The organism is Allobacillus halotolerans (genome assembly GCF_018967645.1).
GTDB lineage: Bacteria > Bacillota > Bacilli > Bacillales > Alkalibacillaceae > Allobacillus > Allobacillus halotolerans.
On sequence record NZ_JAHLZF010000001.1, the window covers coordinates 195,527 to 219,681 of the forward strand.

A 24,155-nucleotide genomic window follows, 5' to 3' on the forward strand; every position below is an offset into this window, starting at 1 on the left:
CCTCCTTCAATTATCCATGTATTTGTTTTCCATCTACAGCCAATGCTGCTTCACCAATCACTTCTGACAGCGTCGGATGCGGATGAATGGTCTCTCCGATTTCCCACGGTGTGGCATCAAGAACCATTGCAAGCCCTGCTTCTGAAACCATATCCGTCACGTGTGGACCAATCATATGAATTCCAAGTATGTCCTGGTTCTCTTTATTGGAAATAATTTTGACAAATCCTTCAGAATCTCCATGAACCAAAGCCTTACCTACTGCTTTAAATGGAAACTTTCCTACTTCTAATTCATACCCTTGCTCTTTTGCTTGTTTTTCCGTTAAACCAACACTTGCAATTTCTGGATTGGAATATACACATGAAGCAACATGATCATACTGAATCGGTTCTGGTTGCTCGTTAGCAATATGTTCAACAGCTAAAATACCCTCGTGTGAGGCTACGTGAGCTAACTGCATCCCACCGATCACATCACCAATTGCATAAATATGACTTTCTTTTGTCTGATTAACCGAATTAACTTTAATCGCTCCACGTTCGGTTTCAATATCCGTATTATCCAGACCTATATTGTCCACGTTCGGTTTTCTGCCGACAGATACAAGTAGACGGTCTGCTTCGAATGTCTTCGTTTCACCATCGATTTTCGCTTGGATTGTTACACCGTTATCAATCGTAACCGAGTCTCCTAATACTTCTGTATCAGTGAAGAATTCGATTCCTTTTTTCCTCAACTGTTTCAAAGCTTCTTTCGAGATTTCTTCATCTTCTGTCGGTAAAATTGCTGAAGCATATTCCAGGACAGATACTTTTACGCCAAAGTCAGCCAACATGGAAGCCCACTCAATTCCGATGACACCGCCACCAACAATAATGATCGATTCAGGTAATTCATCCATCTCAAGTGCTTCCTCTGAAGTCATAATCGTTTGTCCATCAATTTCAAGTCCTGGAAGCGTATTTGGAGAAGACCCTGTTGCGATAATGACGTTTTTCGGAACAAGCATTTCATTTTCTTCTCCATTATTCATTTCAACAGAAATTGTTCCTGCAGTCGGTGAAAAAATACTAGGACCGAGAATTCTGCCATGCCCTTCATAAATGTCGATTTTCCCTTTTTTCATGAGCCCCTGAACACCTTTATGTAGTTGTTCAATGATGGAGTTCTTTCGTTCCTGAACCCGCGGGAAATTTACTGTCGGAGAACTTGTTTCAACACCGAAATCAGCAGCATTCGTTGTTTGTTTAAATACTTCTGCACTTCGTAACAAAGCTTTGGACGGAATACATCCGCGGTGTAAACAAGTGCCACCTAGTTCTGTTTTTTCGACAATTGCTGTTTTTAATCCGAGTTGGCTAGCGCGGATCGCAGCAACATAGCCGCCTGTACCGCCGCCTAATATAACCAAATCATATTCTGTAGCCATCCGTTTCTCCCCTTCCTTCTTTAAATCAATTTATTATTGATCAAAACATGAGTGAAGAGGAAACCTAAAACGTTCCCTCTTCCCAGTTTATTTCAGTCTGGATAATGGATTCAATTCATTCGTCAAGAAGGTACTTCTAGAACGCTGCACACTGGCAATTCTCTCTTCAGCCAAATGATCTGCGGCAGCTTGAGTAGGTATGTTTTTCTCCTTGGAAATTTCAAAGATTTTTTCCAAACTAAGACCGATATTCTCAACTTGTTTATAAGCGCGTTCCTTATTGTAGCCATTTAATTCATCAGCGACGTTAATGACACCACCAGAATTAATGACAAAATCAGGCGCGAAAATGATTCCTTTTTCATGAAGGATTTCCCCATGTCTTTCTTCCTTCAATTGATTGTTGGCAGAACCAGCGATCACTTTCGCTTTTAGTTGCTTAATTGTGTCATCATTAATTGTGGCACCAAGAGCACACGGAGCGAAAATGTCACAGTCCACTTCATAAATTTCATTTGTGCCTACAGCTTTTGCACCAAAGTCTTCTACCGCGCGATTGACAGCTTCTTCATTGATATCCGTAACAATGAGATTCGCGCCTTCTTCATGCAAATATTTACACATGGTATACGCAACACTTCCTACACCTTGAACGGCAACGGTTTTCCCTTCAAGAGAATCCGAACCAAACGCGGCTTTTGCAGATGCTTTAATCCCTAAATAAACACCATATGCGGTCGCAGGTGATGGGCTTCCAGCTGATCCATGTTCAGGGGATTTACCAGTCACATAATCCGTCTCCATATAAATGAAATCCATATCCTCAGTGTTTGTACCGACGTCTACAGAAGTGATATAGCGGCCGGCAAGTCCTTGAATGTAACGGCCGAATGCGCGAAAGAGTTCTGGACTTTTATCTTTTTTCGGATCTCCAATAATGACTGTTTTACCACCGCCTAGATTTAAGCCGGCTGCAGCATTTTTATAAGTCATCCCTCTTGCCAAGCGTAAAGCATCCACCAAAGCTTCTTCTTCTGAATCATAAGTCCACATGCGTGTACCACCTAAAGCAGGTCCAAGTGTTGTATCGTGGATCGCGATAATTCCTTTTAATCCTGAATTTTTATCATGACAAAAAATCACCTGTTCATAATCGTATTCCTCTAAGTATTTAAATAGTTCCATAGTAACTCCTCCTTTAATATTTTTCTTTATATTGAGAAACTTTTATTAGCTAAGGATTAGGTCAACCATCCTCGGCTGAATTTATATGTTTGCCGATGTTATATTTATCCATTTTGTAATATAAATTACGGATAGAGATATTTAACTGTTTTGCTGTTTTGGATTTAATGTAATCATTTGCTTCTAAAATTTCTAAAATAAATTGTTTTTCAAAGTCATCCATTGCTTCTTGCAACGTTGCAAATTCTTCCTCCCGTTGATCATGGAACAAATCCAGTTGATCAAAAGTATGTTTGTGAAGTCTTGGAATGTGATGCTCCTCAATTTCTCGTTCATGTGGATGCATCTTAATGAACGCCTGTGCGAGAATATTTTCTAATTCCCTGACGTTTCCAGGAAAGCTGTAGTTCCGTAATTTATCTAAAGCTGCCTCGGATATGTTGTTTATTTTTCTACCATAACTTTCATTTAAATGGTTCATTAAATGTTTCGTTAATGGTTTTAAGTCATCCATTCTTTCCCGTAATGGAGGTAAATGAATCGGTAGTCGATTCAGCCGGTAAAAGAGCGATTCCTTAAAAGATCCGTTAACAATGGCACGTTCCAAGTTAACGCTCGTTGCTGCGATAATCCGAACATCAACAGGAATACGTTCATGACCTCCAAAACGAACAACTTCCTGATCTTCGAGGACCTTTAACAACTTACCTTGCATCGTAAGCGACATTTCACCTATATCATCCAGAAATACACTTCCATTACTTGCTTCCTCAAATAGTCCTTTTTGCCTTTCAGGTGGTCCTAATTCATCGCCAAACAATTCTTTCTGTAACGTATCATCATCTACTAATCCACAGTTCACGCGTATGAAATTATCAAATTTACGACGACTTTCATTGTGAATAGCGTGGGCAAGCAACTCTTTACCTGTACCGGGTTCACCTCTTAACAGAATCGATGTCGGCATTTTTGCGCCAATCTTAGCCTGTTCAAGCGTTAATCGCATATCCTCTGAATCAGCAATGATGTCATCAAATGTGTACTTCGCCTCGAGGTTGCGAATAATTCGCTTTGCCTTTTTTAACTCAGCACTGAGTGACTCGATTTCTGATAGATCATGAATGACACCGACACTACCTTTTAACTTCCCGTCAACAATAATTGGGGCTACATTGACAAGAACATCTTTATCATAGGGGCCCACTTTCATCTTTCTTCCCCTGACTGGCTTTCTTGTCCTTAAGACCTCATAGTGCACACTTTCGCCTTCTGATATATCAGTTGTTGCTGGCTTTCCGATGATTTCTTCCTCATGAAGTCCGGTAATTTTTGTATAAGCCGGATTGATCATTAATCCAATCCCATTCTCATCCACTACCGAGATCGCTTCCTCACTGGACTGGATGATTGCTTTAAGCATCGTTTGGATTTCTTTTAAATCTGTTACCTTCTCCGCGAGTTCCACGACTTCGGTAATATCTTTGAAAACCGCAAAAGAACCAATCAGTTGATTCGAATCATCAATTATAGGTATTCTTGTCGTAATCACTTTTTTTCCATTTTCAAGGATTAGTTGTTTATTGATCTCTTTCTCTTTTGTTTGAAGAATGTTGGGCAAAGCAGAGTCAGGGATAATTTCTCTGATTTTCTTTCCAAGCATCTCTGTTTCCTGCTGATTCAAAATATCAGCAGCGGATTGATTAACAAATGTGATCCGTTCATTTGTATCTACCACAATCATTCCATCGTGAATCGAAGACAGCAGGATCTCCCGCATATTCACTTCGTTTTCAACTTGATTCATTAATCCTTCTTTTTCATACAATAGATCCGCAATGACATGCGCAACTGTTCCAGGAATTAGCACGCAGTTTTTGGGTTTCATTTGCCTCAGTTCTTGGAAAACAGTCGCATCCCCTGTGGTTTCAACAATAATATCTATCGTTTCATCGATTGCTTCCATGTAAGATGGGTACGTTGCTATCCCATTTTTTCTTGCTTCGATCATACCTGGTGCATCTGAATTAATGTCTGCAACTTTTTGCACAGATAATAATTCGATATCTGAAAACAGTTGTAAAATTGCAGTTCCACCTTTTCCTGCTCCAACGATTAACACATTTTGCATTATATTCACCTTTATCACTGCAATTTTTTGCATACTTCCATCATATATGAAAACGCTTTAATTTATCAAGTGTTTTATATGTGATTTCTTGATTATTTTGATATAATCAGTAAGGGATTAAGAGAAAAGAGGGTTTGCAATGATTCGTTTAATCGCTTTGATTCTATTATTGATACCTGGCGTCTTAGCAGCTTATGGCATTAAATTACTTCGTGATTCCTTTTTTGGTGAAGTCGCTCCCCTATTCATCAATGTCATGATTCAGTTTTCAGCCGGGGTTTTATTCATCATCATAGGAATTGGTTTTATTGGAGGTTTTATATATCGAAGAGATCAGAAGAAAAATAAAACGAAAGATTCAGGAAAAGATTGTGTGTTGGTCGACAATAAATAAAATCGCCGACAAATAAAGCATTGATCAAGACGCTCTATTAAAGTTCGTTGTTGTTATGGTGATTTGCTTACGGTGAACGCTTTTACCCAAAGGGCATAAGGGCGACATCTGCGATAAATCGCAGTGTCTTCTTTACCGCGAGCACAGCTTCAGCTAACTTGGTAAGAAAAACACTTCCCAAGTGGATCTTCAGCTCGTGTTGTTCCGACGCCTAGGACGGGCTAGTGTCAACGTTGGCCACAGGACGTACTTCCACAGGATGTGCTGGCTTCCCGCGTTGCACACAGGACGTGTGTGGTTTTAGCGGAAGTTCCTTTATTTCTTGACCCGCAGGAATCGCCACCTCCGCTCTTCACCATACATCAACTATGCACAATCTCTTTATTATCAACACCAAACTTTAACAGAGCCTGTCAAAAAGAAAAAATGAAGGACCTGTGATTAATAAAAAAAAGCTGAGTAGCCGAATTTCTCGACTGCTCAGCTTTTTTACATTTATTTTTCTTTATCATTTAAAATATTTCCCGCTAATGCGTAAAGGATAATTGTTGAAGCCAAATGGGATGAAAAATCATTAGGATCCTGGATAGGATAAATCTCTACTAAATCCATACCAATAATTCCTTTTTTAGCAAAAGCATGTACTAATTCAACTAATTCAAAAGAAGTTAGACCATTTCCATCAACCGGACCTCCTGGATTAAAAGCGAAATCCAATACATCACTGCAAATAGAAAGGTAAACCGCTTCTGTTCCTTCGCTGGCAATTTCGTATGCTTTATCCGCCATTGCCTGAATGTCATTCACATAACGGATTTCTCTTGATGTAATCGTTGTTGCACCAGCTTCAGCTGCAAACTTTCCTGTTTCCGGTTTGTTTCTTGGTCCGTGAATACCCATATGAACAATACTTTCACTACGGACATTTTCATCTTCATACAACCGTTTGAATGGAGTAGAACGAGCGTACATTTCCCCTTGGTAATCATTCATGTTGTCATAGTGTGCATCTAAATGAATAATTCCTACTTTGCCATCGATTTTCTTCCCCAATGCACTGACAATCGGAAAAGTGATTCCATGGTCTCCACCAAAAGCTACCGGAAACTTACCAGTATCCCATACTTTGCCGGCAAAAGATTCAATTCGATTCATTGTATCAGGAACATCATGAGGAACAATATCAACGTCACCTAGGTCGCCTAATTGGTAATGGGATAGTACATCAATGCCACCTAGTTCAGGAAGGTAGCCACTATAACGTGCGGAATTCAAACGAATGGATTTTGGACCGAGTTCTGCTCCTGTGTAGTCTCCCCAAGTAACGGCGCCCTCCCAGGGTACACCATAGATCAATACGTCTCGATCATTTACTTCGTTGGTTCCAATTTGAACTTTTTTACCCCCTAAAAAACAAGGGGTATTGCCGTAAATATAATCTGTCACGAAAATCCCATCCTCTTCTGTCATATTCAAGAAAAGGTTTGGAGTGGACTCCAAACCTTTTTTTGTCGCTCTATGTCTATTTTATATGGATTAAAGATTATTGACAACCTTATCGTATTCTTCTGTAATCTCTTTCGAAGGGGCTTTACCGATGACACTGACTAATATAATGGTTAAACTACCGAACAGGAATCCTGGTACCATTTCATAAATTTCATATCCAGTTAACGACCATGTCATAACGGTTAAACCACCGACAATCATACCGGCTAGAACACCGTTTCGAGTCGTTTTTCTCCAGAATAGGGAGAATAATATCGGTGGTCCAAAAGTAGCACCAAAGCCAGCCCATGCGTAAGAAACAAGATCAAGTACAGAACTGCTCTCATTCCATGCTAGAATAACTGCGATGACTGCAATGAGCAATACGGAAATCCGACCGACCCATACCAATTCTTTTTCTGACGCAGCTCTTCTGAAAAACCTACGATAAAAATCTTCAGTTAATGCACTAGATGAAACCAATAGCTGTGAATCGACTGTACTCATAATAGCAGCCAATACAGCCGCTAGTAAAAACCCAGCGATCCATGGATTATATGTCATTTGGACCAATACAATAAATACTTGTTCAGGGTCAGCCAACGGTTCCGAAATCGAAACAATCCCAATCATTCCAACTAATAAAGATGAATAAAGCGGAATGACGACACCCATGATCATCGCAATAAGTCTGGATTTTCGGATTTCCTTGTGGCTACGAATAGCCATAAAACGAACCAAAATATGCGGTTGGCCGAAATAACCAAGTCCCCAGGCTAAAGCGGAAATAATGCCGACTATACCGATTGCTCCTGCAGACTCCCATATCACACCAGTTCCTTGGTCATATGCTGTTCCGGCAAAAGCGTCCGTTAAACTTTCTCGAACATCACCCATACTCTCAAATAGAGCACCGAAGCCACCGATTTCATATACGCCGACAACAGCTGTTATCGCTAAAGCGATGAACATTAAGAGCGCTTGAATAAAGTCTGTGAAGCTGACAGCTAAAAATCCTCCGAGGAAGGTATATGCAACAATGACAACAGCACCGATCAATAATGCATTATGATAATCAAAATCAAATGTTCCTTCGAACAACTTTGCGCCGGCAACAAGACCTGATGCAGTATAGAAAAGGAAAAAGGCTAAAATAAATAAGGCCGAGATGAGACGCAATAAATTCGAACGATCCCTAAAACGGTTTTCAAAAAACTCAGGTAATGTGATTGAATCTTTGGAGAACTGTGTATATACGCGTAACCTTTTAGCAACGAATCTCCAGTTAAACATTGCTCCAATTGCAAGACCAACAGCAAGCCATAAACTCCACTGGCCAAAACCTGCGGCGTATGCGGCACCTGGAAGTCCTAATAAAAGCCACCCGCTAAAGTCACTGGCCGATGCGGAAAAAGCCGTTACCCAACTTCCTAAACGGCGCCCACCTAAAATATAATCGGACATCGTATTTGTCATTCGATACGTCGTTATACCAATGGCAAGAAGGACGATCAAATACAGAAGGAACGTAATATACGTTGGATTCACTCTGAATCATCCTCCTTCGGTGCATCGGTAAAGTAAGAGACTACTGCCCAAACAGCTAATAATGGTAATGGAACCAAAAACCAAAACCAAGTCCAGCTAGTTAGAGTAAGTATTTCCATAATCAAGTCCCCTTCCAATTTTATTTTGTTACTATTATATTAAAGTTTTCAGATAATTAAGTCAACTTGATGGTGAGTGCTCAAAAAATTCCCGATATAGGGATTGTACTGTTTGCTGAAGTTTATCAGATTCAATGCCGAACATCATGGATACTTCTGAGGAACCTTGATTAATCATTTCAATATTCGTTGTCGCTTCCGCAATTGCTTTTGTAGCCTTCGCTGCAACATTGATGCGTTGGCTCATCCCCTCACCAACCAACATGATCATCGCTAAGTTATGTTGGATGGATATCGTATCAACATGTAATTCTTCTTGGATTCGTTTTAGAACCTTTTCTTCTTTTTCTTGCGTCAGTTGATGTGTTCGCACGATCACGGACATGTCGTCAATTCCAGATGGGGCATGCTCAAAAGAAATGTTTTCATCAACTAAGATCTTTAGCAATCTCAGTCCGAAACCCAACTCTCTGTTCATTAAGTATTTTCGTACATAAATACTGGAAAAACCCTCATCACTGGCAATACCCACAACAGGCTTAGAAAAATCTTCTTTTTCCGCTTTGATCATTGTTCCTGGACAATCGGGTTGATGAGTGTTTTTGACAACAACGGGAATTTTCTTTTTAAAAGCAGGAATCAACGCTTCATCATGAAAAACAGAAAAACCCGAATAAGACAACTCTCGCATCTCTTTGTATGTCAGCATCGTTATCTCTTTCGGCTCGTGAACGAGCTTTGGATTCACACAATATACAGAGCTCACATCTGTAAAGTTTTCATACAGATCAGCTTCGACCCCTGCAGCAATAATTGACCCTGTAATGTCGGAACCACCACGTGGAAAGGTCCTTAATTCACCTGTTTTTGTGTATCCAAAAAATCCAGGAATCACTACAACACCCTCTTGGTTCCGAAGTTCATATAATTTCTCATAAGCTTCATTCAATATAGTCGCATTCCCGTAATCGTCACTGACAATGATTCCAGCTTCTTTAGGGTTTTTATATGTAGATTTTATTCCCAACATCGTCAAATAATCACTAAAAATCCGGGCTAATGTATCCTCGCCAAAAGATTTTAACTCATCAATCAATTGTTCGTGACTCTTTTTCAAAGAAAATAATTCCACAATCTTTTTTTCAAGATGATCCGGTATCTCATTCGATAATGATAAATCTTGAGTAATCATTCGAAAACGGTCTGTAACTTGTGTTAATGTTTCTTGATAGTCAACACCTGCTGTAAATTGATTAAGCAATTCAATAAATAAATCTGTCACTTTATGATCGCCATCAAAGCGTTTCCCAGGCGCAGAAACGACGACAAATTTACGTTCTTCGTCTGCTTGAATAATATTCGCTACTTTTTTCAACATTTCTGCATTTGCTACTGAGCTTCCGCCAAATTTTGATACTTTCATGTGAACACCTTCATTTCTGCACTGAATTAAAGATGTTCTATTTTAACATGAAACAACGATTATTAACATATCAGGATTTTCCAAATTAAAGATTGATTTAATTAAAAAAAGCGACCGGGTAGGCCGCTTTTGAATACTTTAACTAACCTTATGTTCCAATCGTAATTTATCCGCAATCATTGCGATGAACTCACTGTTTGTCGGTTTCGCTTTGGAAACGCTCACAGTATAACCGAATATTGCTGACAATGAATCAATATTACCACGATTCCAAGCTACCTCAATGGCATGGCGTATCGCACGCTCAACACGTGAAGCTGTTGTATTGAATTTCTTTGCGATATCCGGATAAAGAACTTTCGTAATTGAACCGAGCAACTCAATATCATGATAAACCATCGAGATTGCTTCTCGTAAATACATATATCCTTTAATATGTGCTGGAACGCCAACTTCATGTATGATGGATGTAATGTTGGAATCTAAATCAATTTTCTTCGGTTGCACTACCCCAACACTATGCGTTTTCGTCGGAGACATGGATTGACCACCAGCCGCTTGAATAATCTGCTGTTTCAATTGCTCCATGTCAAAAGGCTTCATCATGTAGTATGTAGCCCCTAGATCAACAGCTTTTTTCGTGACTGATTCATGACCAAAAGCGGTTAACATGATGACGTTAGGTAAAGCTTCGACATCTAACTGATGCATATTTTCTAATACGGCTAACCCATCGATATGTGGCATAATAATATCTAGAACCAATACATCTGGAACGGTTTCTTCCAACATATTTAAACATTCTTTCCCATTATAAGCTGTTCCAACGACATCCATTCCTTCTTCTGTTAAATACTTTTCCAACATATGTACTAAATCTTTGTTGTCATCTGCAATTGCTACGTTAATTTTTTCCATAATTACCCTCCAACTTTGTAAATTCCATTTCCTTCTACGTTATAACTTCTCTAAATAACCCAAATCTCCTCTTTTTTCTTTAAATTTTTTTAAATATTTTATAAAACAAGTGTTTTTCTTATGATTACTTAATTTTTCGTTGAGTTTCTACAAAATATGATAAAATTTGTCGAAAATATTATGTAAATTAACCAGTCGGGATACCGACTGGTTAATGGTTAGCTTGCTAAGGCTGTTTGTTTATTTGCTATTTGTAGACCTGCTTCATTTAACATCCATTCCACATGTACACCATATCCGCTTTTTGAATCATTTAAAAACACATGAGTAACTGCTCCAACCAGCTTTCCATCTTGAATAATCGGACTTCCGCTCATTCCTTGGACAATGCCACCTGTTTCTTTAAGCAACCGTTCATCGGTAACTTTAATGATCATTCCTTTTGTTGCTGCTTTTTTTGAAGGTTTTGAACTGACAATCTCCACATCAAAGCTTTCCACTTCATCGCCTTCAACGACTGTATATATTTTAGCTTTACCTTTTTTGACTTCATCCGATGAGGCTACAGGGATCGGCTCTTTTTCGGAAAACAATTCTGCTCCTTTAGTAACTTTGCCAAAAATGCCGTAATCACTGTTCTTTTGAATCGTGCCTAAGCTTTTATCTTTCATTGAAAAGCGTGCTTTTTTCTCACCAGGGACACCATTTTCTCCTTTATTTATTGATGTAACCTGTGATTGAACGATTTTACCATTATAAATATCCATTGGTTTTTTTGAATGCTGATCGGTTATCCTATGACCAAGTGCACCGTATTTCTGGAATGTTGGATCATAAAAAGTCATTGTTCCAATACCTGCAGTTGCATCTTTAATGAATAAACCTAACTTCAGTTCATCATCAATTTCGTACGGCTTCAAGTTAACAGGGAAGATATTTTCTTTCCTTTTGATCATTAACTCGACCGTGTCAGATTTCTTGGTCATCCGTTCTAATAATGAAGTGAATTCGCTCATGTTTTCAATTTTAGCTTGGTTTACACGGATAATAATGTCACCAACTTGTAGACCTGATTGCTTAGCAGGGGAAACTTTTCCATCTGCTGTCTCGATTTCACTGAAACCTGCAACGACTACGCCAGCAGTGTGTAATTGTACGCCTACTGATTGGCCACCAGGTATGACGTGAGTTACGGTTGGTTGGTCTTCCGCTAAAACAATGGTGTCGGATGCGAATGGAGTGATGAACGAAACAAGGAGAATCATTAAAAGGGTGACGCGGGAACGAATCATATATTCAACTCCTCATTTCATGGTGTTTTCATCTTCTGATGTTTCACCATTAATTTGAGCTAAATCGATGGTTTTTAAACGACTTAATACCATGCAATGAAGTTTAACTTTTCCTTTTATGAGTGAAATTATGACGTATAGATCGCATTTTTTATGAAGATTTTGATTTAAGAAAGGTTTGGATAATAAAAAAAGCTATCCGATTACCAGATAGCATGAAAATAATTATTATGCATTTTTCAACTGAATCGATTGTTCAATCAGTTCTTTGGCATGTTGTTTAGTTGATTCTGTCATTGTTTCTCCAGAAATCATCCGACCGATCTCTTCTATCGCCTGTTCATCGGTCAATAAATTGACTGTTGTTCGTGTCGATTCACCATTTTTTTGAATTTTTTCAATACGGTAATGTTGATCAGCCATTGCCGCTACTTGCGGTAAATGGGAAATACAGAGTACTTGAGAACCTTTAGAAATATCAACGATTTTTTGAGCGATCGCTTGTGCGACCCGGCCACTGACTCCTGTATCGACTTCATCGAAAATTACGCTCGTAATCCCTTGGTGCTTAGAAAAGATTCGTTTTAGCGCAAGCATAATTCTTGAGATTTCACCGCCTGAAGCCACTTTGTGGAGAGGCTTTAAGGGTTCTCCTGGATTTGTGCTAATTTTGAATTGCACTTGATCAAAACCTTCATGAGTCAATCTGATTGATTTATCTTTCCAATTCACATCACCTGAAGGTTGCGTGAAGTCAACTTCAAAAACCGCTTTTTCTAAATATAAGTCCTTCAATTCCTGTTGAATTTCTTTCGTTAAGTCAACGCTGATCTTTTTCCGTAGTGTATGCAGCTGTTCTGCTTCAATTAAGGCATCCTTAGTCAGTTCATCAATCTGCTTTTCGTAAGACTGTAGATGAGTTTCGCGATGTTGAAGTTGCTCAAGTTCTTCTTCCATTTTAGCCATATGAGACATGAGCCCTTCCAAATCTTTATTGTACTTTCTCTTCAGTCGATTTAATTCAAATAATCTGGATTCAATCTCATTTAGCCGATCAGGATGAAATTCCATCTGATCTAATTCATGCCGGATATCAAAGCTTAATTCCTCTAAAGCAAAATAATGTGACTTCATTTGTTCTGAAATCTTTTGTAATTGGTCATCTACATCTTCAATTTGTTCGAGTGCATTCATCGCATTGGATAAGAAATCAAGTCCTCTGTTTTCACCATAAAGGGAGCCATAAGCTGTTTGAAGTCCATCAAAAATCCGCTCATAATTCGCTAACTGATTTCGTTCTTTTTCCAATTGTACGTCTTCATTCGGTTCCAGTTGAGCTTCTTGAAGTTCACTCAATTGAAAAGTCAGTAAGTCTAGACGTTCGTTCGTTTTATGTTCGCTTTCAGAAAGCTCTTTCATTCGTTCTTTAGCTTTCTTCAGTTCATTAAAAATCATTAAATAATCATTTTTAGAAGAGGTTATTTTTTTTGCATCAAATTGATCCATCAACTCAATATGCTGTTCAGGATTCATTAATGATTGTGTTTCATGTTGGCTATGTATATCAATTAGCTTACTTCCAACTTCTTTCAGGATTGCTAAAGTCACCAATTTATGATTTACCCGACATATACTTTTTCCTTTAGCCGTTATGTATCGTTCTAAAATGATATTTCCTTCTTCATCAATCGGTAAATGAAAATGCGAAAGTACATCATATACTTCATGTTTTTCATCATCAATAAAGAAGAGTCCTTCAATCCTTGCTTGGTCTTGATTGTGACGTACAAATTCAACTGAAGCCCGTGCACCTGCCAACAATTGAATTGCATCAATAATAATGGATTTACCAGCCCCTGTTTCCCCTGTAAGCACGGTTAATCCATCTTTAAAATCTAATGTTATTTCATCAATGATTGCAAAATCTTTGATTGAAAGTTGACCAAGCATTGTGTCACCTCAATTAATAAATCATTTCCATAAATCGTTCATATACTGCCGCACGACTTTCTTCCGATCGACAAATAATTAAGCAAGTATCGTCTCCACAAATAGTTCCCATCATATTTTCCCAATCCAATTGATCGATTAAAGCACCAACCGATTGAGCATTACCAGGCAATGTTTTTAAAACAATAAAACAGTTGGCCTGATCGATTGTCACTAAATTGTCCATTAAAGACCGGGAGAGCTTTTCACGAGGATTTCCAGTTGATTTAATCGGTAAGCTGTATTTATACGTTCCTTTTTCCGTCGGCACTTTGACCAATTGGAGTTCTTTAATATCACGTGAGATTGTCGCTTGCGTTACATTATAACCTTGTTCATTGAACTGGCGAACGAGTTCATCTTGCGTCTCGATCTCATTCTTTGTAATAATCTCACGCATTTTAATTAACCGTTGCGTCTTTTTCACTTGTCATTCCTCACTATTCCTAAAGGTTACGACATTTTCACCATTGCAAGTACACAGACTTTAACCAAGGTTCTTATAAAGATTGATGAGCTGATGAAATGACCTCATTAATTTTATCACTGATGAGATCTATTTCTCCTTCTGTCGACCACTTTGCGTGAATCAAATATTCGATGTTCCCATCACCACCCGTAATAGGTGAATAACTTAATGCTATGGCTTGAAAGCCCTCAGAAACGATAAAGTCTGTTAGCTCACGGATGACTTTTTCATGCGTCTTTGGATTGCGGACAATCCCTTTTTTCCCGACTTCTTCTTTTCCTGCTTCAAACTGAGGTTTAATTAAAGCTATAATATCAGTATCATCTTGTACAAGCTTTTTTATCGTGGGGAAAATTAATCGCAGAGATATAAATGAAACATCCGTTACAACAAAATTCGGATTACCGTATTTTAGATCTTCAGGTGTGACATAGCGAAAATTCATTCGCTCCATGACATGCACACGTTCATCACTTCTCATTTTCCAGTCAAGCTGGTTATATCCTACATCGATGGCATAAACTTCCTTGGCACCAAAAGATAAGGCGCAATCCGTAAAACCACCTGTAGAAGAACCAATATCCATCACTAACTTATTAGCAATATTGACATTAAATTCTTTTAACGCTTTTTCTAACTTCAAGCCACCTCGACTTACATAAGGTACTGCTTTTCCTTTAACGGTAATTTTTGTATTTGGATCGATCTTAACACCCGGCTTGTCCAATAGCTCGTTTTCCGAGTGAACAAGACCGGCCATTATAGATCGTTTTGCTTTTTCTCTTGTTTCAAAATAACCTTTTTCGACTAAAAGGACATCTAATCGAACTCTTTTCATACGTTAAGCTCTTTTCTTTTGTAATGGTACAATTCGTTTAATCTTCTTCTTAACATTTTCTACAGTTAAACCTGTTTCTTCAAGTAGCTCACCGACACTACCGTGTTCAACAAAATAATCTGGAAGTCCCATTCGATAAACATATGGGAATAAATAGTCTTCTTGTTCAATAAATTCAAGAACAGCGCTTCCGAAACCACCTTGTAAGGCATGCTCTTCTATCGTTAAAATCGGTATATTTTCTTTCACGATTTGTTTAATCATATTCTCATCCAACGGTTTAATAAAGCGCGCGTTAACTACGCGAACAGATAAACCTTCTTCGCTTAACTGATCAGCAGCTTTCAACGCCACATCAAGCATTGTACCAAATGCAAGGATGACACCATCTTGTCCATTTTTAAGAACTTCCCAAGAACCGATTGGAACCTTTTCAAATGGAACGTCTTTTGGCGCCTCTTTTGCATTCCCACGAGGATACCGAATTGCCATTGGACCATCTGTTTGGTTCAATGCTGTATAAACCATATTCTGTGCCTCAGTCGCATCCTTCGGCATCATAATTCTCATATTTGGCAAATGCCGCAAGAAGGAAATGTCGAAAACACCTTGATGTGTTTCTCCGTCTGCTCCCACAAGACCAGCCCGGTCAATACCAAAGGTCACAGGTAAGTTTTGTCTGGCGATATCATGAACCACTTGGTCAAATCCTCGTTGCAAAAACGTCGAATAAATCGATAAGAATGGTTTCATTCCAACAGCTGCCAGTCCACCAGATACTGTTGTTGCATGCTGTTCAGCAATTCCGACATCAAATAAACGATCTGGAAATTCTTTCTTGAAATCTTCTAACTTTGATCCGACTGTCATTGCTGGAGTAATAGCGACTACTTCTTCATCGTCTTTTGCGATTTTCATCAAGGAATCGCTGATCACCTTACTCCAAGCAGGGCCTGAACTGCTTTTTTTCAATGATTCACCTGAATCGATTTTATAGGGTCCAACACCATGCCATGTACCGATCGTATCCGATTCCGCTGGACGATAACCTTTACCTTTTTTCGTGATCACATGGAGGATTATTGGTCCTTCCGTTTTCTTCGCGTAACGAATTGAACGGAATAAATCTTCATAACTATGTCCATCAATTGGACCATAGTAAGTGAATCCAAGCTCTTCAAAGAACATCCCCGGAACAACGAAATACTTCATACTGTCTTTCATTCGCTCGGCTGTTGATGCTAGTCGGCCTCCGATTGCAGGAACTTTTTTCAAAAGATATTCCATTTCGTCTTTTACATAATTGTATCTTTGTCCACTCCGAAGTCGGCCCAACACATTGTGCAGAGCGCCTACGTTAGGGGCAATAGACATTTCGTTATCATTTAAAATGACAATCATATTTTTCTTCTCATGTCCGATATGATTTAATGCCTCAAGTGCCATTCCACCGGTCAACGCACCATCACCGATAATCGGAACAACAGCATGGTCTTCGCCACGAATGTCTCTCGCAATTGCCATTCCCATTGCTGCCGACAAAGAGGTGGAACTGTGACCAGTTTCCCAAATATCGTGGTCACTTTCCGAACGCTTAGGAAACCCGCAAAGTCCTTTATACTGTCTTAGTGTATTGAATCCTTCCATACGTCCCGTCAACATTTTATGGACGTATGCCTGGTGTCCAACATCCCAAATAAATTTATCCTTTGGGCTGTCAAAAGCATGATGCAGAGCAATCGTCAATTCGACAACGCCTAAATTGGGACCTAAGTGGCCACCTGTCTTAGAAAGCTCCTCAATTAGAAAATGACGAACTTCTTTACTTAGTTTTTTTAACTCATCGATCGAGCATTGCTTGATATCAGATGGAGTCTTAATATCTTTAAGATCCATAATCCGGATCCCTCACCTTATGTTTTTATTTCTTTTCGCTTCTTTTTCTTTAAATCGGGTAAAATTTTAATATGCAACTTTTTATCGAAAAAAGCAAACATTTTCCCTACAACTAATATAATTTCTGTTGAGCGGTGAATGGCATATGTCTTCGCTATTGCTTTTCCACCAACCGTCAACGCGGCTACAAAGCTTGTTAGTGTGATATTTAATATGAATTGTAGGTTGGTTAGATCATTTGATTGAAATACGGCCGCCAATTGAATGACGACTAAAGTTGATGCTGCACCACTAATGATCCCTGAAATATCCCCGATTACATCGTTACAAAATGTAGCAAATCGATCTGCATTTCTCACGATGACAATCGCTTCTCGTGCACCTGTCACTTTTTCAGAAGCCATCGAATGAAATGGCTTTTCATTTGCAGCTGCAGCAGCTACTCCCATCATATCAAAGAATACACCAATCAATACAATAAATAAAACAATAAGTAAGCCTAAATACCAGCTTGTACCTTCTAACGAAGCATTTGATATAACTGAAAAAATGGCCGCTAACACAGCAGTGATAACGGCAATTCCAATACTAAATTTAATTGAACGTTTTAACAAACTTTTTTTCATAAGTACCCTCATCTAAGCGCATACTAACCAAATAACGCATATGTATCGAGGGAATGGACACTTAAATGGTAAAAATTGTGGCTTAGGTCCAGTAGGTTTTCCCAAGTCACTACCATGTGTTGCCACATTGGCGGTTTCCCTTTAAAGCAACCTTAGCCGCGTCACCGCCAGCTAGACTGGATTACCACTTAGTCCACACCATAATCCCATTTAAGTGCATGTTACGACAGTCTAGGAGATTTCCTCAACAACCTTTGACCATTTCCTAGCCTCTTTTGCAGTAATTATTTCATGCAATTGTGCTCACACGCTGTAACGACGGCCAATCGTTTCACCATGTTAAATTGCAATCCCCTAACTACCACTCAAGGCAGGCTACGCTGCCGATAGAGTTCCCCCCTATCCAGCAGGTTCATACCCCACTTCATATCTCGATAAGCGCAATCATCGAAACACAATAGTGGGCCTCCGCGGAAGCAGGGTCTACGCCCACATGCCTTTGTGGATCGCCCTACAACCTTAACTCCCAGCATTGACCCCAGGCTGGGCGCCTCAAGCCAACACAAGGAACTTCATCGATGTGCCCTTTGGCGGATTTTTAGGCCCGCCTTCAGAAATGGAGGGTCGACTAGAATACTGTTCCACTCCCTAATTAATTTTATTTTATCACAGAAGTTATGTTCATACAATTTATTGAACCTAATTTGAACGGTTGCCAAACACATCAATAAGCTGTAGAAGATATGGTTGATCAACATTAGAAGCTATATAGGCTTCCTTTGCTTTTTCCATATATTGGCTTTTTCGTTTTTTTGCCTCTTGTAAGCCGAGTAGTTTCGGATAGGTGCTCTTGTTTTTAGCTACATCACTACCGATTGGCTTTCCTAGTTGTGTGGCATCGCCTTCAACATCCAATAGATCATCTTGAACTTGAAATATTAAACCTAAATAGTACCCAAAAGATTGCAATGATTCAATTTGTGGTGGTGTGGCCCCACCTAAATAGGCACCAACTTTAATCGCCGCTTGAATCAATGCTCCTGTTTTCTTATTATGAATGGTGGATAATTCATACTCATCAATTTCTTCGTTTTCAGCTTTTAAATCCAAATATTGTCCACCGATCATGCCGTCAATGCCGCTTGCTTGGCTCAATTGTTGAATGACATATATTTTTTCCTCGGCTTCCAGGTTCGGTGAAGAGGAAATCAATTGAAAGGCATACGTCAGTAGACCATCTCCAACTAATATTGCGGTGGCTTCATCAAATTCTCGGTGCAAGGTAGGTTGCCCCCGACGTAAATCGTCATCATCCATCGCCGGTAAATCATCATGAATTAAAGAGTAGGTATGAATGAATTCCAAAGCAAGAGCTGGATGTGTTACTTTATCTATTGAATTCGAAAAGCCTTCATACGTCGACATCATTAGTATTGGGCGTAATCGCTTTCCTCCTGCTTTTATTGCATAGTCGAACGCTTTTTTCAAATGACCTGGTGCTTGAAGATCTCCAACCAATTCAATTAACTTGCTATCAATGAATTTTTGTTTATCCAAAATGAAACGATCAATTTTCACCTGGTTCTTCCTCCATTGTATAATCTTCCGTTGCACCATTATCTTTCATGATTTGCGTCATTTCTTTTTCGACAGAAGTTAATTTTTGATTGCAGATTTTTGAAAGTTCCATACCTTTTTTATACAGCTCAATCGCTTTTTCCAATGGTACGTCACCCTCTTCCAATGCACGCACGATTTCTTCCAATTGTTCCATCGCCTGCTCAAAGTTCAGTTCCTCGTTGGCCGTCTTTGTTTCTTCAGACATCCGAATCATTCCTTTCGATTAATTGTTCCACTTTACAATCCATCATTCCATCCGATAAAGATACACGAACTTGGTCGCCGACGTTTACTTTTTCAGTTGTCTTTATAAGCTCTCCGGAAGATTGGTAAACGATCCCGTAGCCTCTTTTCATCGTTTCCAACGGACTTAAGATTGTCAGTTTTTCTAATTGATTAAAGAACTTAGTCGCTTTATGATCGAAAAGATTCGATGCAGACTTCACGATTGATTGCGATAAATAATGTAGCTCGCTCTTCTTTTCCGCAACAAGGTGACGAGGTGAATGGCTGATCATCTGTTCTTTCCGACGTTCAAATTGTTGCTCTTTTCGATCTAGAAGTATCCGCATATTCCGATCTAATCCGGCGACGAGTCGATCAAAATCCTGTTCTTTCTGTTGTGTTAGTTGAACCGGATACTTAAAAGCGTAGGTGTTTTCCAATGATCTGAGTTGCTCTTTTTTTCGTTTGATTTCTGCGTTCAAGTGATAATTCAAACGGTTTTCCAGATGGGTTAATTGATTATGTAATTCAAGCATGGATGGTACAGCGAGTTCTGCTGCAGCTGTCGGTGTAGGTGCTCGTAAATCTGAGACAAAATCGCTTATCGTAAAGTCCGTTTCATGACCAACAGCTGAGATGATCGGAATCGATGATTTTGCGATCGCGCGTGCAACTTGCTCCTCATTGAAAGCCCAAAGCTCTTCAATAGAGCCTCCACCTCTACCAATAATCAACACATCAAATGACTCATCATTCGCTTTTTCAATTGCTTTTACAATCGATGGAGCGGCATCTCGTCCTTGGACATTGACGGGAAGTAATGTTCGTTTGATAAACGGAAAGCGTCGTTCGATTGTTGTTAAAATATCACGAATAGCTGCCCCTGTAGGCGAAGTGATAATGCCGATATGCTTTGGAAAGGAAGGTATTTGTTTTTTGCGTTCTTCTTGGAATAAACCTTCTTGCGTTAGTTTTTTCTTTAATTCTTCATACGCTAAATAAAGTGAACCAATCCCATCAGGTTCCATCGCTTGTACATAAAGCTGGTACTGTCCCTGTGGTTCATAGAGATTCACTTCGCCCTTAACCAAAACTTTCATGCCATTCTCAGGTCGAAATTTCATAAACTTATTTTGAAATGAAAACATGACGGCAGAAATTCTTGAGTTTTGGTCTTTTAATGTAAAATACATATGACCACGTGAGTGGTGGTTGAAATTGGAGATCTCTGCTTGTAGCCATACATTCCTTAAATGTTTGTCTGTTTCAAGCTTTCTCTTTAAATATTTTGTTAAGGCAGTAACCGTCAAATATCGTTTATCCATTTCTCTCCACCTTTTGACGCCAATAATTTTTAGTCTTGACTTATTTGTGTCTTTGCTGAAAGAACCGTATTATACAAAAGCATTGTGATCGTCATCGGTCCGACACCTTTAGGAACAGGTGTTATAAAATCCGCTTTTTCTTTTACTTCTTCAAAAGCAACATCTCCAACCACCTTGCCTGATTCCAAATAAGTGTTTCCAACATCAACAATGACTGCTCCTTTTTTGATCATATCTTCGGTGATGGTATGTGCTTGACCAACCGCAACGATCAAAAGGTCAGCTTGCTTTGTGATTTCTTTCAAGTTTTTCGTTTTTGAATGACAGAAAGTAACAGTTGCATCTTTATTTAATAATATTTGCCCAATCGGCTTTCCGACAATATTGCTTCGTCCGACAATGACTGCATGTTTACCTGCTACTTCCACTCCATAATAAGTAAGCATTTTTTCAATGCCTAGTGGAGTACAGGGAATAAACCCTGGTTGATTATTTGATAATCGACCTACATTAATGGGATGGAATCCATCTACGTCTTTTTCTGGCTTGATCGTTTCTAAGATTTTACGCTCGTCAATTTGTGGTGGAAGAGGAAGCTGGACCAGTATTCCATGGATACTTTCATCTTCATTGAATTCATTAATTTTTTTGATGAGTGTTTCTTCTTGTAGATCATCGGTGAATTCAACTATTTTCGAGTAGATCCCGATTTTTTCTGCTGCATTTCGCTTTATTCGCACATACGTTTTCGAAGCGTAATCATCGCCAACAATAATTACAGCCAAGCCTGGTTGTATATTTTTTTTCGCCAAGTCTTCTACTTCATTCTTTAAGTCGGAACGCATTTTGTTGGCTAACTCAGTTCCGTACATAATTTTGGTCATTGTGCGTTCCCCCTTATTTTGTAGTGAATTTTGATAAAATACCGTTAATGAATTTTCCGGATTGCTCTTCATTAAAACGTTTCGCTATATCAACAGCTTCATTGATTGAAACCTTAACAGGCACATCATCTATATACAAAATTTCATACACAGCAATTCGAAGTACTGTTTTTTCCACTGTGCCTATACGATTAAAAGACCATTTTTCTAATTTTTCACTGATTGCCGCGTCGATTTTCTGTCGATATTTAAAGACCCCTTCGATCAGTTCATGAGCGTATGCATCCACTTCTTCCTCAATTGCTCGGAATAAATCCTCATAATTCACTGTTTCGTTGATATCCAATTGATACAATGCTTGAAATGCTTTTTCTCTTGCGTGTTTTCTTGAAATCATATATAAACTCCTTAACTAACCACTTTTCACTTATTATTATATACATAATATCCTTCGTTAGTTTACCATGAAACATGAGAAATAAAAAAGAATATATTGAACAAGTTCATCTAGCAGCAGATGACAATAAAAAAGCCTAACAACAGAAAGAACTCTTTCCATTGTTAGACTTTTTACTTTTACGCTTTTTCTTCAGACTTATCTTCAATCTGAATACCGACAACGTGAACATTGATTTCTAGAATCTCTAATGCAGTCATATTTCGTAATGTTGTCCGGATATTATCTTGTATTTTTTGTGCGACAGTTGGAACAGATATCCCATAATCAAGAACGGTGAAGATATCAATTTTGATCCCTTCATTCTTCAATTCCACTTTAACGCCTTTTCCGTGTCTTTTCTTACCTAATTTTTCTGAAACATTCGATGCGATATTTCCACGCATATTCGCAACGCCACTGACGTCATTTGCAGCAATTCCTGCAATGACTTCAATTACTTCCGGTGCGATTTCTACACGTCCTAACGATTCGTCATCACTGACATTCAACAGTTGTTTATCATCCATTAATGCTCACCTCTTTCTACTCTCCATCTTCTTCCATTACTTTATAATTTTCAAGGAATTTCGTATTGAAATCACCTGAAACGAATACAGAGTGATTCATCATACGTTGATGAAAAGGAATTGTTGAGTGAATACCTTCAATCATGAATTCATCTAAAGCACGCTTCATTTTATCAATAGCTTCTTGTCTTGTGGCACCATGTGTAATTAATTTCGCAATCATGGAATCATAATAAGGCGGTATCATCCAACCGGAATAAGCAGCAGAATCCACGCGAACCCCAAAACCTCCTGGTGGCAGATACATTTCAATTCTTCCTGCAGAAGGCATGAAGTTTTTATATGGATCTTCGGCATTAATCCGACATTCAATTGACCAACCTTCGAATTGAATATCCTCTTGCTTGACCGATAATTCTTCACCACTGGATACACGAATCATTTCCTTAATTAAATCAATTCCAGTAACCATTTCTGTGACAGGATGCTCTACTTGAATCCGTGTATTCATTTCCATGAAATAATATGTTTGGTCTTCCAAGTCGTAAATAAACTCAACTGTTCCTGCGCCGATATAGTCAACTGCTTGAGCTGCACGTACTGCTGCCTGTCCCATATCGGCTCTTGTTTTTTCATTAATTGCTGGAGAAGGAGTTTCTTCAATCAACTTCTGCAATCGTCTTTGAACCGTACAATCCCTCTCTCCTAAGTGCACAGCATTCCCATGACCATCTGCCATGATTTGAATTTCGACGTGACGGAAATTTTCAATGTATTTTTCTAAATAAACACCCGGATTTCCGAAAGCTGTTTCTGCTTCATTTTGGGTAAGTCGAATCCCTTTTATCAATTCTTCTTCATTTTTAGCGACTCGGATCCCTTTTCCGCCACCGCCAGCTGTCGCTTTAATGATGACAGGATAACCGATTTCATTAGCTACTTTTTTACCCTCTTCCACATCAGCGATAATACCTTCTGATCCAGGTACAATTGGGACGCCGGCGTCTTGCATCGTTTCTCGCGCAACATCTTTTGTCCCCATCTTAGAAATCGCTTCAGCACTCGGACCGATAAAGATGACGTTACATTCCTCACACATCTCTGCGAAATCAGCATTTTCAGCTAAGAAACCATATCCAGGATGAATGGCATCACAATTCGTTAACTTCGCAACACTCATAATATTTGTCTTGTTCAAATAACTGTCTTTACTAGAGGTTGGTCCGATACAATAAGCTTCATCTGCCAGTTGAACATGCAATGACTCTTTATCGGCTTCAGAATATACAGCAACACTCTCAATGCCCATTTCTTTACAAGCTCGTATAATTCGCACGGCAATTTCACCGCGGTTGGCAACTAGAATTCGTTCAATCACGGACAATCCCTC

22 protein-coding genes are annotated in these 24,155 nt (G+C 39.0%); 1 reads left to right on the top strand and 21 read right to left on the bottom strand.

Annotation, left to right across the window (positions count from 1 at the left end; all coding sequences use genetic code 11):
• Positions 1-10: 10 nt before the first annotated feature.
• The 3 genes from lpdA to KQ486_RS01055 form a co-directional block, all read right to left on the bottom strand.
• On the bottom strand, positions 11-1,432 hold the full coding sequence (lpdA, locus tag KQ486_RS01045; protein ID WP_216686535.1) for a dihydrolipoyl dehydrogenase: 1,422 nt from the start codon (positions 1,430-1,432) through the stop codon (positions 11-13).
• An 87-nt stretch (positions 1,433-1,519) separates the two neighbouring features.
• Positions 1,520-2,617: a Glu/Leu/Phe/Val family dehydrogenase gene (locus KQ486_RS01050; protein WP_144158589.1), complete on the bottom strand. Its 1,098-nt coding sequence runs from the start codon at positions 2,615-2,617 to the stop codon at positions 1,520-1,522.
• A gap of 61 nt (positions 2,618-2,678) precedes the next feature.
• Positions 2,679-4,745 carry a sigma 54-interacting transcriptional regulator gene (locus KQ486_RS01055; RefSeq protein ID WP_216686536.1) on the bottom strand — a complete coding sequence of 689 codons (2,067 nt, stop codon included), beginning with the start codon at positions 4,743-4,745 and terminating at the stop codon, positions 2,679-2,681.
• A 139-nt stretch (positions 4,746-4,884) separates the two neighbouring features.
• Between KQ486_RS01055 and KQ486_RS01060 the strand changes: the two genes are divergently transcribed.
• A complete protein-coding gene (locus KQ486_RS01060; protein WP_216686537.1) occupies positions 4,885-5,139 on the top strand; it encodes a DUF2627 family protein in 255 nt (84 codons plus the stop codon).
• A gap of 495 nt (positions 5,140-5,634) precedes the next feature.
• Here KQ486_RS01060 and KQ486_RS01065 read toward each other — a convergent pair whose 3' ends face one another.
• The 18 genes from KQ486_RS01065 to accC all read right to left on the bottom strand — a co-directional run bounded on the left by KQ486_RS01065 (position 5,635) and on the right by accC (position 24,143).
• Positions 5,635-6,585: an agmatinase family protein gene (locus KQ486_RS01065; protein ID WP_375713310.1), complete on the bottom strand. Its 951-nt coding sequence runs from the start codon at positions 6,583-6,585 to the stop codon at positions 5,635-5,637.
• Positions 6,586-6,675: 90 nt separating this feature from the next.
• Positions 6,676-8,175, bottom strand: coding sequence for a sodium/proline symporter PutP (gene putP / locus KQ486_RS01070; protein WP_144158580.1), 1,500 nt, complete (start codon positions 8,173-8,175; stop codon positions 6,676-6,678).
• Complete coding sequence (locus tag KQ486_RS14535) at positions 8,172-8,294, bottom strand: hypothetical protein (RefSeq protein WP_255439595.1); 123 nt, start codon at positions 8,292-8,294, stop codon at positions 8,172-8,174. Before KQ486_RS14535 ends, putP begins: the two co-directional genes overlap by 4 nt.
• Positions 8,295-8,355: 61 nt before the next feature.
• Entirely contained in the window at positions 8,356-9,717 is a 1,362-nt protein-coding gene (locus tag KQ486_RS01075) for an aspartate kinase (RefSeq protein ID WP_216686538.1), read from the bottom strand.
• A 138-nt stretch (positions 9,718-9,855) separates the two neighbouring features.
• Entirely contained in the window at positions 9,856-10,635 is a 780-nt protein-coding gene (spo0A, locus tag KQ486_RS01080) for a sporulation transcription factor Spo0A (protein ID WP_216686539.1), read from the bottom strand.
• A gap of 218 nt (positions 10,636-10,853) precedes the next feature.
• Entirely contained in the window at positions 10,854-11,927 is a 1,074-nt protein-coding gene (spoIVB, locus tag KQ486_RS01085; RefSeq protein ID WP_144158567.1) for a SpoIVB peptidase, read from the bottom strand.
• Between the two features lie 228 nt (positions 11,928-12,155).
• On the bottom strand, positions 12,156-13,877 hold the full coding sequence (gene recN, locus KQ486_RS01090; RefSeq protein ID WP_144158564.1) for a DNA repair protein RecN: 1,722 nt from the start codon (positions 13,875-13,877) through the stop codon (positions 12,156-12,158).
• 13 nt (positions 13,878-13,890) lie between these two features.
• Positions 13,891-14,343, bottom strand: coding sequence for a transcriptional regulator AhrC/ArgR (gene ahrC, locus KQ486_RS01095; protein WP_216686540.1), 453 nt, complete (start codon positions 14,341-14,343; stop codon positions 13,891-13,893).
• A 73-nt stretch (positions 14,344-14,416) separates the two neighbouring features.
• Positions 14,417-15,223: a TlyA family RNA methyltransferase gene (locus tag KQ486_RS01100; protein WP_144158556.1), complete on the bottom strand. Its 807-nt coding sequence runs from the start codon at positions 15,221-15,223 to the stop codon at positions 14,417-14,419.
• A gap of 3 nt (positions 15,224-15,226) precedes the next feature.
• On the bottom strand, positions 15,227-17,119 hold the full coding sequence (dxs, locus tag KQ486_RS01105; RefSeq protein WP_144158553.1) for a 1-deoxy-D-xylulose-5-phosphate synthase: 1,893 nt from the start codon (positions 17,117-17,119) through the stop codon (positions 15,227-15,229).
• A gap of 17 nt (positions 17,120-17,136) precedes the next feature.
• Positions 17,137-17,745 (bottom strand): CNNM metal transporter family protein, encoded by a 609-nt coding sequence (locus KQ486_RS01110; protein WP_144158550.1) that lies wholly within the window; start codon positions 17,743-17,745, stop codon positions 17,137-17,139.
• A gap of 699 nt (positions 17,746-18,444) precedes the next feature.
• Positions 18,445-19,323 carry a polyprenyl synthetase family protein gene (locus tag KQ486_RS01115; RefSeq protein WP_255439594.1) on the bottom strand — a complete coding sequence of 293 codons (879 nt, stop codon included), beginning with the start codon at positions 19,321-19,323 and terminating at the stop codon, positions 18,445-18,447.
• Positions 19,313-19,570, bottom strand: coding sequence for an exodeoxyribonuclease VII small subunit (xseB, locus tag KQ486_RS01120; protein WP_144158544.1), 258 nt, complete (start codon positions 19,568-19,570; stop codon positions 19,313-19,315). Before xseB ends, KQ486_RS01115 begins: the two co-directional genes overlap by 11 nt.
• Positions 19,563-20,915 (bottom strand): exodeoxyribonuclease VII large subunit, encoded by a 1,353-nt coding sequence (gene xseA / locus KQ486_RS01125; protein WP_144158541.1) that lies wholly within the window; start codon positions 20,913-20,915, stop codon positions 19,563-19,565. Before xseA ends, xseB begins: the two co-directional genes overlap by 8 nt.
• A 29-nt stretch (positions 20,916-20,944) precedes the next feature.
• Positions 20,945-21,799: a bifunctional 5,10-methylenetetrahydrofolate dehydrogenase/5,10-methenyltetrahydrofolate cyclohydrolase gene (locus tag KQ486_RS01130; RefSeq protein ID WP_144158538.1), complete on the bottom strand. Its 855-nt coding sequence runs from the start codon at positions 21,797-21,799 to the stop codon at positions 20,945-20,947.
• Between the two features lie 13 nt (positions 21,800-21,812).
• Positions 21,813-22,193, bottom strand: a complete 381-nt coding sequence (nusB, locus tag KQ486_RS01135; protein WP_144160108.1) for a transcription antitermination factor NusB — start codon at positions 22,191-22,193, stop codon at positions 21,813-21,815.
• Between the two features lie 182 nt (positions 22,194-22,375).
• Entirely contained in the window at positions 22,376-22,765 is a 390-nt protein-coding gene (locus tag KQ486_RS01140) for an Asp23/Gls24 family envelope stress response protein (RefSeq protein ID WP_144158535.1), read from the bottom strand.
• Positions 22,766-22,781: 16 nt separating this feature from the next.
• Complete coding sequence (gene accC / locus KQ486_RS01145; RefSeq protein WP_144158532.1) at positions 22,782-24,143, bottom strand: acetyl-CoA carboxylase biotin carboxylase subunit; 1,362 nt, start codon at positions 24,141-24,143, stop codon at positions 22,782-22,784.
• Positions 24,144-24,155: the final 12 nt, after the last annotated feature.

Excerpts from the sequence above, each read along its gene's own strand:
- lpdA (WP_216686535.1), bottom strand. The coding sequence starts at position 1,432 with ATGGCTACAGAATATGATTTGGTTATATTAGGCGGCGGTACAGGCGGC.
- KQ486_RS01050 (WP_144158589.1), bottom strand. The coding sequence starts at position 2,617 with ATGGAACTATTTAAATACTTAGAGGAATACGATTATGAACAGGTGATT.
- KQ486_RS01055 (WP_216686536.1), bottom strand. The coding sequence starts at position 4,745 with ATGCAAAATGTGTTAATCGTTGGAGCAGGAAAAGGTGGAACTGCAATT.
- KQ486_RS01060 (WP_216686537.1), top strand. The coding sequence starts at position 4,885 with ATGATTCGTTTAATCGCTTTGATTCTATTATTGATACCTGGCGTCTTA.
- KQ486_RS14535 (WP_255439595.1), bottom strand. The coding sequence starts at position 8,294 with ATGGAAATACTTACTCTAACTAGCTGGACTTGGTTTTGGTTTTTGGTT.
- KQ486_RS01075 (WP_216686538.1), bottom strand. The coding sequence starts at position 9,717 with ATGAAAGTATCAAAATTTGGCGGAAGCTCAGTAGCAAATGCAGAAATG.
- spo0A (WP_216686539.1), bottom strand. The coding sequence starts at position 10,635 with ATGGAAAAAATTAACGTAGCAATTGCAGATGACAACAAAGATTTAGTA.
- spoIVB (WP_144158567.1), bottom strand. The coding sequence starts at position 11,927 with ATGATTCGTTCCCGCGTCACCCTTTTAATGATTCTCCTTGTTTCGTTC.
- recN (WP_144158564.1), bottom strand. The coding sequence starts at position 13,877 with ATGCTTGGTCAACTTTCAATCAAAGATTTTGCAATCATTGATGAAATA.
- KQ486_RS01100 (WP_144158556.1), bottom strand. The coding sequence starts at position 15,223 with ATGAAAAGAGTTCGATTAGATGTCCTTTTAGTCGAAAAAGGTTATTTT.
- dxs (WP_144158553.1), bottom strand. The coding sequence starts at position 17,119 with ATGGATCTTAAAGATATTAAGACTCCATCTGATATCAAGCAATGCTCG.
- KQ486_RS01110 (WP_144158550.1), bottom strand. The coding sequence starts at position 17,745 with ATGAAAAAAAGTTTGTTAAAACGTTCAATTAAATTTAGTATTGGAATT.
- xseB (WP_144158544.1), bottom strand. The coding sequence starts at position 19,570 with ATGTCTGAAGAAACAAAGACGGCCAACGAGGAACTGAACTTTGAGCAG.
- xseA (WP_144158541.1), bottom strand. The coding sequence starts at position 20,915 with ATGGATAAACGATATTTGACGGTTACTGCCTTAACAAAATATTTAAAG.
- KQ486_RS01130 (WP_144158538.1), bottom strand. The coding sequence starts at position 21,799 with ATGACCAAAATTATGTACGGAACTGAGTTAGCCAACAAAATGCGTTCC.
- KQ486_RS01140 (WP_144158535.1), bottom strand. The coding sequence starts at position 22,765 with ATGGATGATAAACAACTGTTGAATGTCAGTGATGACGAATCGTTAGGA.